Origin of the sequence: Phytopseudomonas seleniipraecipitans (genome assembly GCF_900102335.1) — a bacterium.
Taxonomy (GTDB): Bacteria; Pseudomonadota; Gammaproteobacteria; order Pseudomonadales; family Pseudomonadaceae; genus Aquipseudomonas; species Aquipseudomonas seleniipraecipitans.
This window is the reverse complement of sequence record NZ_FNBM01000011.1, coordinates 114,131-128,467: the sequence shown is the minus strand read 5'-3', so window position 1 is coordinate 128,467 and position 14,337 is coordinate 114,131. Positions and strand designations below refer to the sequence as shown.

Below are 14,337 nucleotides of genomic sequence, written 5' to 3'. Positions count from 1 at the left end.
GCCCTTCTTGTATGTAAACCCGTAGCCTGGCGTTGAGCGAAGCGATACCCAGGGCTGTATTCCCCGCGTGTCGCTACGCTCAGCACGGGCTACGAAAGCAGCCGCTGTGCCCTTGGGGAGCGAGCGATCACTCCTCCAGCCAGACCTCACGCACCCAGTGCCAGACCGAATCCCAGCTGTCGTCGGTGAGGTCTTCTTCTTCGCCGTCCCACAGCAGCACGGTGCCGTCCTGTTCGACGCAGTAGTAATTGCCGTTGTCTTCGCAGATCGGCACCAGTTCACGTGAGACCCCTAGCGACCAGGCGACCGAGGCCACTTCCGGCAGGTAGGTGTGCGACTGCGGGTCGGTGACGGTGACCGGCTCCAGGCGGCCGTAGACCACGTCGCTGACCTTGAGCAGGAACTCGCGCAACTCGAACGGCAGGTTGATGAGGATCTGCTCCTCGATCTCCACCAGCAGCTCTTCATCCGGCAGCTCGAGGGGCACCGGCACGGGTTCGTTCAGTTCACGCAGTTGTTCGATGACTTCTTCCACAGGCGGCTCCAGCGAAACTCGGTAAATCTCTAGGGGTGTTGGAACACAAAAACCGCCAGGCGTTTGGTTTGCGCCTGTCGGACTCGATGCTCGGGTGATAGCGCAGCGTTTTACGCTGAATGGAAAATAGTCACAAGTCGGAAAAAGGCAAAACGCCACATCCCTCGGGCGATCACAACATGCTGTTCGGTGTGACCGTAGCGCCTGAGCGCAGTGAGAGGGCCAGCACACGGGCGCTGAAAAACAAAAAACCCGGGCAAACCCGGGTTTTCATAACGCGTGGTGATCAGCCGTTCTGGCGGATACCGGCGACCAGCCAAGGCTGGTTGTCGCCCGTCGCGCGCTCGAGGCGCCAGCTCTCGCTGAACACTTCGCCCTGGTCGAAACGCGAAGTCTTCGACACACCGCTGAAGGTCAGCGTGGCAATGGTCTTGTCGGTGTGGTCGTCGACACCGTCCAGCTGCACGTCGAGGTTGTCGATATAGGTGGACTGGAAGCCTTCACCCAGATCGGCACGCTCGCGCTTGAGGAACTCGAGCAGTTGCGGGGTCACGAACTCGGCGATCTTGTCCATCTCGTTCGCGTCCCAATGCTGCTGCAGGCTCAGGAAGTGCTCACGACCAGCATTGATGAAGCTTTCCTCGTTGAACCAGGCCGGTGCGTTGATCACCGGTTTGATCGCAGCGGCGCTGCTGCCACCGAAGATCGACGGCTGTGCCGGTTGTGGCTGGCCATGCGCTTCACGCTGGAACGGCGCACCACCGGCGGCGGCCACATTCGGCTGCTGCTTCTGGCGACGAGCGGCCAGGAAGCGGAACAGCAGGAAGGCGATCAGGCCGAAGATCAGCATGTCCATGATCTGCAGGCCTTCGAAGCCGTCACCCATGAACATCGAAGCCAACAGGCCACCGGCAGCCAGGCCAGCCAGCGGGCCGAGCCAGCGCGATGCACCGCTGGCGGCAGCCGGGGTACGGCCTGGCGCAGCAGCATTGGCGTTAGGTTGCGAAGGCGGTGCGGCCTGGCGAGTCTGGTGGCTCGGCGCAGAGCCAAAGGATTTGCCGCCGCCCATACGCTTGGCGTCGGCAGTCAAACTGAACGACAGGCCCAGGCAAACTACCAGGGCGATGCTGAGGAAACGCTGCATTATCGGTTTTCTCTTGGTTGTTGAAACACTGACGGGCATCTTGCCCGTGGCGGGTCGGCATGACCAGCAACAGAATGTTTCGAGCTTTTGCCCAGCGCAGCGGCTGGCGCTGTGTGAGGCAATCAGAAGAGTGGACGAGAAACGGAACCCGCAGGTTCCGTTTCAGTGCTGCTTGAGGTTTTGGTGGCGACCGGCTGCAGTAGCCGGGTGAGCCATTCAGCTCGCCCGGCAAGGCCGCTGCTGACTCAGCGCCAGTTGTACAGTTCTTGCTCGGTCACTGCGCTCATTGGCGTGACTTCATCCTGGAAGGTCTTCATCGACTTCCAGATGCGGCCGTTGAGGTCGTTCTGGCTGGCCAGGTCTTCGAGCACAGCCTGCGATTCACGCTTCATGGCGTCCAGCACGTCGTCAGGGAAGCGCTTGATCGGCACGCCCTGTTCCTTCAGCTGGATCAGCGACTTGGCATTGTGGAAGACGTAGTCGTCCATCATGTCCAGCGTTGCGGCGCGAGCGGCTTCGACCACGATGGCCTGCAGGTCGGCCGGCAGGCTGTCAAACGCCTTCTGGTTGACCATGGACTCGACCACTGCCTGCGGCTCTTGCCAGCCCGGGAAGTAGTAGTACTTGGCAGCCTTATGCAGGCCGAAGGCCAGGTCGTTGTACGGGCTGACCCAGTCTGTTGCATCGATGGCGCGCGTTTGCAGAGCGGTGAAAATCTCGCCGCCTGGCAGGTTGACGGTGATCGCGCCGAGCTTGCTCCACACTTCGCCGCCCAGGCCCGGCATACGGATTTTCAGGCCCTTGATGTCGTCCAGCGAGTTGATTTCCTTGTTGTACCAGCCACCCATCTGCATGGTGGTGTTACCCGCCGACAGCGGCTTCACGCCGTACGGCGCGTACGTTTCGTCCCACAGGGCCTGGCCGCCGCCCTTGCTCAACCAGGCGTTCATTTCCAGGGTCGACAGACCGAACGGTACCGAGGAGAAGAACTGTGCGGCCGGTACTTTGCCCTTCCAGTAATACGGCGTGCCGTGACCCATTTCGGCAGTGCCGCGGGATACGGCATCGAACACTTCCAGCGCGGGTACAAGCTCACCAGCGGCGTACACCTTGACGGTCAGGCGCCCGGCGCTCATGGCGTTGATACGCTCGGCCAGGCGCTCGGCAGCGGTGCCCAGGCCTGGATAGTTCTTCGGCCACGAGGTGACCATCTTCCAGTGGAAGGTTTCAGCCTTTGCAGCCGGGGCGCTTTGCTGGGCAGCAGGGGTTTCTTCCTTGCAGCCGGCCAGGCCGATGGCAGCGAGCAGCGCCACAGCGGCGCCGAACAGTTTACGGCGGTTCATCGTGTTCTCCCTTGGGGTGTTGAGCAGCGTGCCCGTATTTATTAAAAGATTTGCGCCACGAATTTCAGTGAGTCTTCTCAAAGGCTTTCGAGTTAGAGCCATGCAAGGCGAAATCAGGCGAGGAAGCGGAGTGTACTGTTGTCCATGAGCATTACTCGCTTCGCTCGCCCGTTCGGGCCGCACTAAAGTGCGTTAGCCGCAAGCGGCTTTGCGACTGGGCTGGCAATCCAGCCTGATTTCAAAGCAGCAGGGCCGACGCGCAGCTGTCTTTGAGCAGACTCCTTAGATAGCCTCGAGCTTCGCGTAGGCCAGCATCAGCCACTTGCTGCCCTCGCTCTCGAAATTCACCTGCACCCGTGCCTGTGGGCCCGAGCCTTCGAAGTTGAGAATGGTGCCCTCGCCGAACAGTGAGTGCTGCACGCGCTGGCCGAGGTTGAACGGCGTGTCCGGCACGGCGCTGCCGGCGAACAGGCTGCTGCCACTCATGCTGCGGTTGCCGCTGCCGTAAGGCCGGCTGACGCTGTTCGACAGGCGCACTTCCTGAAGCAGATGCGGCGGCACTTCGCGTACGAAACGCGACACCTTGTTGTAGGTCTCGTTGCCATACAGGCGGCGAGTTTCCGCGTAGCTGATCACCAGGTTGTGCATGGCGCGAGTGATACCGACATAAGCCAGGCGGCGTTCCTCTTCCAGGCGGCCGGGCTCTTCCAGGCTCATCTTGTGGGGGAACAGGCCTTCTTCCATACCCACCAGGAATACCCGTGGGAATTCCAAGCCCTTGGCGCTGTGCAGGGTCATCAGCTGGATGCTGTCTTCGTTCTCGGCGGCCTGGGTGTCGCCGGCCTCCAGCGAGGCGTGGCCGAGAAACGCGGCCAACGGCGTCTGTTCTTCGTCACCGTCTTCGCCCTCGTAGGAGTCGAAGGCGCGCGCGGCGGACACCAGTTCCTCAAGGTTTTCCACCCTAGCCTGGGCCTTCTCACCCTTTTCGTCGCGATGATAGGCGAGCAGGCCGGATTGCTCGATGACCAGCTGCGCCATGCTGTGCAGCTGCATGCCCTCGACTTTCAGGGCCAGCGTGTCGACCAGCTCGACGAAGGCATTCAGGGCACTGGCGGCACGCCCACTGACGACCTTGGTGCCGACCGCTTCGTGCAGCGCCGCCCACATCGACAGCTCGTTGGCCCGGGCGAACTGGCGCAGGGTTTCCACCGTCTTCTCGCCAATGCCGCGTGCCGGCACGTTGATCACCCGCTCCAGCGCCGCGTCGTTGCCGCGCTGGTGGATCAGGCGCAGGTAAGCCATGGCGTTCTTGATCTCGGCACGCTCGAAGAAGCGCTGGCCGCCGTAGATGCGGTAGGGAATCTTCTCGCGCAGCAGCGCTTCTTCCAGCACCCGAGACTGGGCGTTGGAGCGATACAGAATGGCGATTTCGCTGCGCTTGAGGCCGTCCTTGCGCAGCGCGTCCTCGATGGTTTCCACCACGTAGCGGGCTTCGTCATGCTCGTTGAAGGCCGCATACAGGCTGATCAGCTCACCATCGCCGACATCGGTGCGCAGCTCTTTGCCTAGGCGGCCCTGGTTGTTGGCGATCAGCGCGTTGGCCGCATTGAGGATGTTCGCCGTAGAGCGGTAGTTCTGCTCCAGACGGATGATCTCGGCATCGGCGAAGTCGCTGTCGAACTGCTGGATGTTCTCGATCTTCGCACCACGCCAGCCGTAGATCGACTGGTCGTCGTCGCCCACCACCATGAGGCTTTCGCCGCCCTTGGCAAGAAAGCGCAGCCAGGCGTACTGCACGGCGTTGGTGTCCTGGAATTCGTCCACCAGGATGTGCCGGAAGCGGCGCTGATAGTGCTCCAGCAGGCCGGCATTGTTGCGCCACAGGTCGAGGGCGCGCAGCAGCAGCTCGGCGAAATCAATGACCCCGGCACGCGCACAGGCGGCCTCGTAGGCTTCGTAGATGCTGCGCATGGTCGCCAGGAACAGATCGCCGCTGGCCTGGATGCCGGCCGGGCGCACGCCTTCGTCCTTCTGCCCGTTGATGAACCACTGCGCCTGCTTGGCCGGCCAGCGCTGCTCATCCAGGCCCAGCTCGCGAATCACCCGCTTGACCAGACGCTGCTGGTCGTCGGAGTCGAGAATCTGGAAGTTCTCGGCCAGATTGGCCTCACGCCAATGGGCGCGCAGCAGGCGGTGCGCCAGGCCGTGGAAGGTACCCACCCACATGCCAGCCGGGCTCTGCCCGAGCACGTCTTCGATGCGATGACGCATCTCGGCCGCTGCCTTGTTGGTGAAGGTCACCGACAGAATGCTGTGCGGCGAGACGTCCAGGCGCTGGATCAGAAAGGCGATGCGGTGCACCAGCACGCGGGTCTTGCCGGAGCCGGCACCGGCCAGCACCAACTGATGACCAGGCGGCGTGGTAACCGCATGGTGCTGGGCTGGATTGAGTGAAGTGAGTCGCTGATCGAGGTCATTTTGCATCGCGGCATTCTAGGGGGGCGGGCACGCCATCACAAGCGATCTTGGCCGGACGGGGCGCGGGTTGTAGGGGCGGCGTCAGTGTCGAACGCTGCACATTTCTTTGCACCGTTGAGCAGCTTTTTCAGACATTGGGGAACCCTCAGGTGCTCAGGCCGTCGTAGCGACCGACTGGATTTTCAAACAGGTAGGGATGCATGGCGTTGCGCAAAGGAGCTGCATGGGTAGGATTTTGTCTGGCGGTTTTGCCAGTTTTTACCAGCGCTCAGACGCCCGGCGATCAAGAGCTGTTTCGTGATCGACAGGAGCGTTTGCTGCAGGAGCAACAGCAGCGGTTACAGGAACTACAGCAGTTGCCGGGACGCGAAGCGCAGCCGCCTGCCGAGCCTGCGCCGGATGATGAACGCTGCTTCGCCATCGAGCAGATCGAGATATCGGGTGCCAGCCTGCTCTCCGCGGCCGACCGTGCCGCCATCCTTGCCCCCTTCGCTGACAGTTGCCTGGGCATCAGCCAGCTCAATGCGCTGCTCAAGGCCATCACCAACCACTACATCGACCGTGGTTATGTCACCACGCGGGCCTACCTGCCCCAGCAGGATTTGTCTGCCCGCACCCTGAAGATCACCGTGGTCGAAGGCCGCCTCGAAGGCCTCGACAGCTCCGCCCTGGCCAGCGACCGCGAACTGGCCATGAGCTTTCCCGGCGAAACCGGCGAGGTGCTCGACCTGCGCGAGCTGGAGCAGTTGGTCGAGAACCTCAATCGGCTGCCATCGCGTTTCGCCAAGCTGGAGCTGGTGCCTGGCGAGCAGGTCGGTGGCAGCCGCGTACAGTTGCAGGGGGAGCGCAGCAAGCCGTGGCACGCCAGCCTGTCCCGCCACAACGACGGGCAGCTCAGCACTGGCGAACAGCAGTGGGGCATCGGCCTGGATTGGGATAGCCCCCTCGGCCTGGCCGACCAGCTGAGCCTGCGCGCCAGTCGCGATGCAGTCAGCGACAGCTACCGGCATTCGCACAGCCAAAGCCTCTACTACAGCCTGCCTTACGGTTGGTGGACCTTCAGTTACAACTACGGCCAGTCTTACTACCGCACCACCGCGGACCTCAACGGTTACGTCGCGCAAACCGATGGCGATTACCAGAGCCACAGCCTGCGCGCCGAGCGGGTGCTGCACCGGGATAGCGTCAGCAAGACCGCCTTCAGCACCGGTCTCAGTCACGTGCGCAGCAACAACTTCATCGAAGACAATCGCATCGATTTCTCCAGCAACCGGCTCAGTGAGTGGCAGCTGGGCTTCAACCATGGCCGCCGAGTGGGCAGTGCCTTCGTCAACGCCGATGTCGGCTGGCAACGCGGCATCGGTGCCTTGGATGCGCAGGGCAATGGTGATCCGCGTGGTGACCAGCCTGTTGCGCGCTACAACAAATACACCCTGACCCTGAGTTATCTGCAGCCCTTCAACCTCTGGGGTGAGCGCCTCAGCTTCGACAGCCTGGCCACTGGGCAAAAGAGTGAAGACGAACTGCACAGCCCCGGACGCATCAGCATCGGTGGTCTCAACTCGGTGCGCGCGTTCAAGGACCAGTCGCTGTCCGGCAATAGCGGTGGCTATTGGCGCAATCAGCTGCGCTGGACTCGCCCGGTCACCTGGGCACCGCTACAGCCCTTCGTGCAGCAGTACGGCGCCGCGCTGGCCTATGACGTCGGCGTGATCAGCCATGACAGCCACAACAGCGGCGTCAGTGGGCGCATGAGCGGCCATGCCCTGGAGCTCAGCACCCGCGGCGAGCACCTGGCTGCGTCGGTGACCTTCGCTCATTCCCTGGAGCGCCCGGCTGCCTTCACCGAGGGTGAGCGGCCTGTGTATTTCCGCCTGGATGTCTTTTTCTGATTTCAACGCGTAACGGAGTTATCCACATGGACGTTCGCAGCCCCCTGAACCGTGCCATCGCCCGCATTCTCATCGGCGTCATGCTCTTCGATCCGCTCAAGGCGCTGGCCGCCGACCTGGCGGTCGACGCCGCTGCCGGCGGCAACACCAGCATTGGCCAGGCTGGTAACGGCGTGCCGGTGGTGAACATCGCCACGCCCAACAACAACGGCTTGTCGCATAACAAGTTCACCGACTACAACGTCGATCAGCAGGGGTTGATCCTCAACAACGGCACTCAGGCTTTCGTGCCCAGCCAGCTCGGTGGCTACATCAGCGGCAACCCGAACCTCAAAGGTGGGGCCGCGGGCGTCATTCTCAACGAGGTGACCGGCAGCAACCGCAGCCAACTCAAGGGCTATACCGAGGTGGCCGGGCAGGGAGCGCACGTTATCGTCGCCAACCCGCACGGCATCACCTGCGATGGCTGCGGCTTCATCAACACCCCACGTGCGACCCTCAGTACGGGTGCGCCGGTAATCGAGAACGGCCAACTGCGCAGCTTCGACGTGAATGGCGGCGACATCGCCATCGAGGGTGCGGGCCTCAATGCCGGCAACGTCGACCAGTTCGACCTGATCACCCGCAGCGCCAAGATCAATGCCGAGATTCACGCCACGCGCCTGAACATCGTCGCGGGCCGCAATGACGTGGACGCTGCCACCCTGCAAGCCACCGCCAAGGCCGACGACGGCAGCGAAAAGCCCCAGGTGGCTATCGACAGCTCGGCATTGGGTGGCATGTATGCCGGGGCGATTCGCCTGGTCGGTACCGAACAGGGCGTGGGCGTGAAGCTGGCCGGTGACATGGCGGCGACCGCGGGTGATATCCAGATCGACGCCAGCGGTCAGCTGACCATGCACCGCAGCGCGGCCAGTGGCAATACCACCTTGGTAGCCGACAGCATCGACCTCAAGGGCGATACCTATGCTGGCCGCACCGCGCGTGTCGAAGCCAGGCAGGTGGACATACGCGAGAGCCTCGCCGCCGGTGAGCAAGTCGTGGTGCAGGCAGAGCGCCTCAACAACGCTGGAACCATAGAAGCCGGCGTGCGGGCCAATGGCACCACCAACAGCGCCGGTCACCTGCAACTGAGGGGCGGCAGCGTGCGCAACGCTGGCCAGCTCACCAGCCATGGCAGCCTGAATACCGACCTGCAAACACTGAACAACCAGGGCGGCAAGGTAGCTGTCGTTGGCAGCGCCAACCTCAAGGCCAAGCAGCTCGACAACCAGGGTGGCACGGTAATCGCTCAGGGCGACCTCACCCTCGACAGCGACCAGATCGACAACCGCAAGGGCAGCGCACTGGCCGGAAAGGCGCTGGCGGTTGACGCCGAGGCTGTGGATAACCGCACCGGCACCCTGGCTGCCAGCGCCTCGATACAAGCGCGTGTTGCTACCGAGCTGAACAACGAAGACGGGCTCGTCGAAGCTGGCAGCCACATGGACATCAAGGCCGACAGCTTGAGCAACACCGGCGGCCGTATGCGCGCCTTGGGCAGCACGGGCGAGAGCCGCTTCACCATCGGCACTCGCCTGAACAATGACAACGGCCTGCTGGAAGTCGGCAGCGCCACTCTGTCGTTCGACACTCCAGCCTTGAGCAACCAGGACGGCGTCGTTCGTCACCTCGGCACTGGCGGGCTGGGCCTCGATATGGCGCTGCTCGGCCAGGCTGGCGGCCAATTCATCACCAACAGCGCAATGAGCCTGAGCGCCGAGGAGTGGGTCAACACCAGCCTGTTACAGGCCGCCTCGATCACCCTGGATATCGCCCGCCTGACCCAGACCGCAAGCGGCGGCCTGCTGGCGGTCAACAGCCTCAGCACCTCGGGTGACAGCTGGATCAACGATGGCCGCATCGAAACCAACGGCAATCTCGATCTGCGCCTGAGCGGTGATTACCGCGGCAATGGCAGCTTGCTGGCCCTGGTTAACCTCGACTTGCAGGCCGATAACATCGCTCTCGGTGCCGACGCACAGCTGCGTAGCGGCGGTTACAGCCGGCTGGCGGCGCTGGGTGATCTGGTCAGTCAGGGACGCATGACGGCAGGCGCCTGGCTGAGCATGGCTGCGCAAAAAATCGATAACCGCGGCACGCTGGGAGCGGGCGCTGACTTGCTGATGCAGGCGAACAGCGTTCGTAATGACGGTGGCCTGGTGTTTAGCGGCGGCAACCTGCAAGTGTTAGCCGACAGCGTCCTCAACCGCAATGCCGCGCTTTATAGCCTGGGCAACCTGAGCATCGCCAAGGATGCCCAGGGCAACCTCGCCAGTTTGATCGAGAACCGCTCTGGCACGTTCGACAGCGCGGGCGACATGAGCCTGCGCGCCGCCGTGATTGCCAACGTACGTGATGAGCTGGAAACCGAACAGGGCAAATACGACGCCGTGTTCACCGAGCTGGCCTGCCGCGGCCCTTACAACCCCGGTGGCGACTGCAAACTGGGCAGCAACGGCCGCAAGGTGGGCGTCTGGCAGCTCAAGGAATACGACCGCCTGATCGTCACGGCCGACAGTGGCGCCTCGCACATCACCTCCGGTGGCGCCCTGAATGTGCTTGGTAACGAGCTGACCAACAGCAGTAGCACCATCGCCTCGGCGGGTGACCTGCAGATGCAACTTGGCAGCCTGCGCAACATCGGCCTGGAAACCGGCGAAGTGCATACCACCCGTGTACTCGTCTCCGGGCGAAAGCCGAGTTACTACTACTACCGTGGGCTGGTCGAGAGCTTCAACGCCACCCACGCGGGCTCGCGCAACCTGGGCTCCCTGGAGGCCGACCTCAACCGCGTGATTGGCAGCATGGAGCGTGAATACCTGCCTTACAACACCGTAGAGCGGGTGAATACCGACGGGCAAAGCTACGCAGCGGTTATCCAGAGCGGCGGCGACGTTCGCATCAACACCGCCGACGGCTTCGACGCTAGCGTCATCCGTCCCAGCTACGCCTACCTCGGCGGTGGTACGCGGGTCGACACCACGGCGCCAGGTAGCGATATCGCCACCGCCATTACGCTCAATCCGCAGCTTCCGGCTGACCTGGCCCAGCAGGCGGTCGACCCGCTCGGTCTGCCGAGCTTCAGCCTGCCGACTGGCAGCAATGGCCTGTTCAGCCTCAACACCAATCCCGATCACCCTTATCTGGTCGAGACTGACCCGGCGTTCGCTGATCTGGGCAACTTCCTCAATTCCAGCTACCTGCTCGACCAACTCGACTACAACCCCGATCAGGTGCAGAAGCTGCTCGGCGATGGCCTCTACGAGCAACGCCTGATCCGCGAGGCAATACTTGCGCGTACCGGCCTGCGCTTCATTGCCGGGCTGACCAGCGACGAAGCACAGTTCCGCTACCTGATGGATAACGCCATCGCCAGCCAGCAAGCGCTGCAGCTATCCGTCGGCGTGGGCCTGTCTGCCGAGCAGGTCGCCGCCCTGACCCACGACATCGTATGGATGGAAGAGCGCGAGGTGAATGGCCAGAAAGTGCTGGCGCCGGTGGTCTACCTGGCTCAGGCCGAAGGCCGTCTGGCAGCTAACGGTGCGCTGATCCAGGGCCGCGACCTCACCCTGATCAGCGGCGGTGGCCTGAACAACGCGGGCACCCTGCGCGCCACCGCTAACCTTGGCATTCAGGCCGATTTCATCGGTAACAGCGGCCTGATGGAGGCCAATCAACGCCTGCAACTGCTGGCCACCGAGAGCATCCGCAACGCCCAGGGCGGCATCATTGCCGGTCGCGACGTCAGCCTGCAGGCCGGCAGCGACATTATCAACGAGCGCAGCGTCGCCACCCACCAGTCCGCCAACGGCAAGGCCTACGAGCACCAGCGGCAGATGGCCGACAGTGCCGCACGTATTGAAGCCGAAGGTGACCTGAGCATGGCTGCCGGGCGTGATCTGCTCAATGTCGGCGGCGCCTTGTCCGCCGGCGGCAATGCCGCACTGCAGGCCGGTCAGGATCTGCTGCTGGCCAGCCAGCAAACCGACAACAGCACCTCGCGCTACTACGCCGCGCGCAACTACAGCACTCGCCAGCAGATCGATCAGTACGGCAGTGATGTAAAGGTCGGTGGTGACCTGCAAGCCGTTGCCGCGCGGGACATGGCCATCGTCGGTAGCAAGGTCGCGGCAGAGGGCGATATGGCCCTGCAGGCCGGTGGCAGCATGACCATCGCCTCCGCTGCCAATGAGTACCACTACGATGCCAAACGCAAAGGCGGCGGCAAGAAAGTCGAGGCCGTAGAGGACAGCGTTACCCAGGTCGCCAGCGAGCTGAGCGCTGGCGGTGACTTCCGCGCGGTGTCTGGCCAAGACATGAACCTGAGCGCCAGTCGCATCGATGCGGGTGGTTCTGCCTACCTCTACAGCGGCGGACAACTCAACCTGCTGGCCGCGCAGAACAGCCACTACTCGCTCTACGACAAACAGTCCAAAGGCTCCTTCGGCGTCAAAGCCACCCGGCGTGACGAAGTCACTACCATCCGCCATATCGGCACCGAGATCACCACCGGCAGCGACCTGACCCTGGCCAGCGCCGGCGACCAGTTGTACCAGCGTGCGCGCCTCGACAGCGGCGCCGACCTGACCCTGCAAAGTGGCGGTGGCATCACCTTCGAAGGCGTAAAGGACCTCGACCAGAAGAGCCACGAGAAGAGCAGCAACAGCCTGGTGTGGACCTCCGCCAAAGGCAAAGGCACCACCGATGAAACCCTGCTGCAGACCCAGATGATCGCCCAGGGCGAAATCGCCATCAAAGCGGTGGAAGGCTTGAACATCGACATCAAGGATGTCGACCAGCAGACCGTCACCCAGACCATCGACGCCATGGTCGATGCCGACCCGCAGCTGGCCTGGCTCAAAGCCGCCGAGCAACGCGGCGACGTCGACTGGCACCGCGTGAAGGAGATTCACGACAGCTTCAAGTACAGCCATTCTGGGTTGGGTGGTGGCGCTGCGATCGTCATTGCGATCATCGTGGCGTATTTCACGGCGGGGGCGGCGAGTGGGTTGATAGGCAGTGCCGCCGGAGCCGGGGCGGGTAGTGGATCGGCAATGGCTGCTGCTGGTTCTTCTGCAATGGTTTCTGCGGGAACGGCTGTGGGGACTGCTAGTGCTGGTTGGGCAAATGTGGCGCTCACTGCAGTCGCAACATCCGCAGCTAGCGGTGCTGCTATCAGTACCGTGAACAACCGGGGCAACCTCGGCGCAGTTTTTAAGGACGTCACCTCCAGCGATGCATTGAAAGGCTACATGGTGGCGGGAGCGACCGCAGGTCTGACGGCGGGCCTTTATGACAGTTGGACAGGTACGGAGACAACCAACACCAGCACCAGCAATGCGGTCGGCGCAAATACGCCGCTGAGTAACTCCGGCACCGTAAGTGTTGCGAACTCGGGATCAAGTTTGAGCACCTGGTCGGGAGTCGGGAGGTTTGCGGCTAACCAAGCCCTGCAGAACACCACGTCCGCCGCGCTGAGCAAGCTCGTCGGCCAGGACGGCAGCTTTAGCGATGCGTTGCAAAGCACCCTGGCCAACACCTTTATGGCGGCTGGCTTCAACTGGATTGGCGATAACACGGCGCCGGGCGCCAAGCTGGAACTGGAAGACGGCAGCCTCACCAAGGCTGGCCTGCATGCCGTCATGGGCGGCCTCACCGCCGAAGCCATGGGCGGTGACTTCAAAACTGGTGCGTTGGCGGCAGGGGTGAACGAGCTGCTTGTCGAGAAGCTGGATGCCCAGCACCAGAAGATGGGAGTGGAAGACCGCAAAGCGCTGCTGGTCATGAACTCGCAACTGGTGGGCGTGTTCACCGCTGGGTTGCAGGGTGGGGACGAGAAGAGCCTGCAGGTGGCTTCGGCTGTGGCGGGTGGGGCAACAAGCTACAACTTCCTCAATCACGAGGATGTGGAGGATCTGGAAAAGGCTCAGCGCGAATGTAAAGTGCGGGGTAACTGCGATGGAATTAAGCAAGAGTTTGATGCCCGGAGCGACGCTAACCGCCAGCGTTTGAATAACTGCGATGTTACGGGGAATTGCGCTGAAATCCGGGCGGAAATTGACCAAGGTTCAAACGCTTTGAATGCGTTGGTCGAGCGCCAGGAAATCGCCAACCCCGGTGGTAGTGATGCAGATTTGGCCTATGGCTATTTGATGCAGCGTAACGCAAGCGATTGGACCAAGGCAGGCCAACTGCATTTGGATCAGACTGCCAAGATGGCACTGGCTGGTAATCCTGACTGGAGCAAGTCCTTCGGCCAGTATTTAGATCAGACCGGGTTTAATCCCTTTGGAATAAGTGCAGCCGGCGTTGGAGGGTTGATTGGTGGTAAGTCATCGTCGGGTACGACGAAAGCCAGTGAGCCGGAAATAATCAGTGCAACCCCTAATCAAGTAAAACCTAAGTGGGATAATGCTGTTTCTCGAGCAGATGGAGATTTTGGACCGCTTAACCAACCTGTAAGGGCAAAGGAGGCAACAGGTGTTGATACAATGGGCGGGACGAAAAGTGCTTCAAATAGCGCAGGGCCTATTCCTCCGGTTCGGGCAAATAAGGCTTCAGGAGATGCCGCACGAGACTTCATTGCCGCGCGAGAAGGTGGCGTGATTGAGCAGAACTTCAGAGTTACTGGTGGATTGCGTCGGGTCGATGTGCTGAATAAAGGTGGTGACATCATTGCGATTGAGTCGAAAGTAGGACGTACAAGCTTGGATTCTAGAATTCGTAAAGAGCTTGCGCGTGACGTTAAGATGCTGCGTAGTGGTCAAGTTGATCGAGTTGTATGGGAATTTTCGGAAAGTGCAAAAACTGGGCGAGTGGGGCCGACCCCTGCGCTCCGAGAGAAGCTCGAAAAATTTGGTATTGAGATAAAATATAGCGGTCAACGTTTCTAGATGGTGGGTA

The 14,337-nt window shown here is 62.0% G+C and carries 6 protein-coding genes; 2 read left to right on the top strand and 4 right to left on the bottom strand.

Annotated features, from left to right (window positions below; translation table 11 throughout):
• Window positions 1-127: 127 nt before the first annotated feature.
• The 4 genes from BLS60_RS19925 to uvrD form a co-directional block, all read right to left on the bottom strand.
• On the bottom strand, window positions 128-535 hold the full coding sequence (locus tag BLS60_RS19925) for an SMI1/KNR4 family protein (RefSeq protein WP_092371597.1): 408 nt from the start codon (window positions 533-535) through the stop codon (window positions 128-130).
• Between the two features lie 286 nt (window positions 536-821).
• Window positions 822-1,679 (bottom strand): Tim44 domain-containing protein, encoded by an 858-nt coding sequence (locus BLS60_RS19920; RefSeq protein ID WP_070882475.1) that lies wholly within the window; start codon window positions 1,677-1,679, stop codon window positions 822-824.
• Window positions 1,680-1,924: 245 nt separating this feature from the next.
• Window positions 1,925-3,022, bottom strand: a complete 1,098-nt coding sequence (locus BLS60_RS19915) for a TRAP transporter substrate-binding protein (RefSeq protein ID WP_092371595.1) — start codon at window positions 3,020-3,022, stop codon at window positions 1,925-1,927.
• A 282-nt stretch (window positions 3,023-3,304) separates the two neighbouring features.
• On the bottom strand, window positions 3,305-5,506 hold the full coding sequence (uvrD, locus tag BLS60_RS19910) for a DNA helicase II (RefSeq protein ID WP_070882477.1): 2,202 nt from the start codon (window positions 5,504-5,506) through the stop codon (window positions 3,305-3,307).
• A gap of 194 nt (window positions 5,507-5,700) precedes the next feature.
• Between uvrD and BLS60_RS19905 the strand changes: the two genes are divergently transcribed.
• Window positions 5,701-7,392, top strand: a complete 1,692-nt coding sequence (locus tag BLS60_RS19905; protein WP_092371592.1) for a ShlB/FhaC/HecB family hemolysin secretion/activation protein — start codon at window positions 5,701-5,703, stop codon at window positions 7,390-7,392.
• A gap of 26 nt (window positions 7,393-7,418) precedes the next feature.
• The gene (locus BLS60_RS19900) at window positions 7,419-14,327 is read left to right on the top strand and encodes a two-partner secretion domain-containing protein (protein ID WP_092371589.1); all 6,909 of its coding nucleotides are present in this window, start codon (window positions 7,419-7,421) and stop codon (window positions 14,325-14,327) included.
• The last annotated feature ends 10 nt before the right edge of the window (window positions 14,328-14,337 follow it).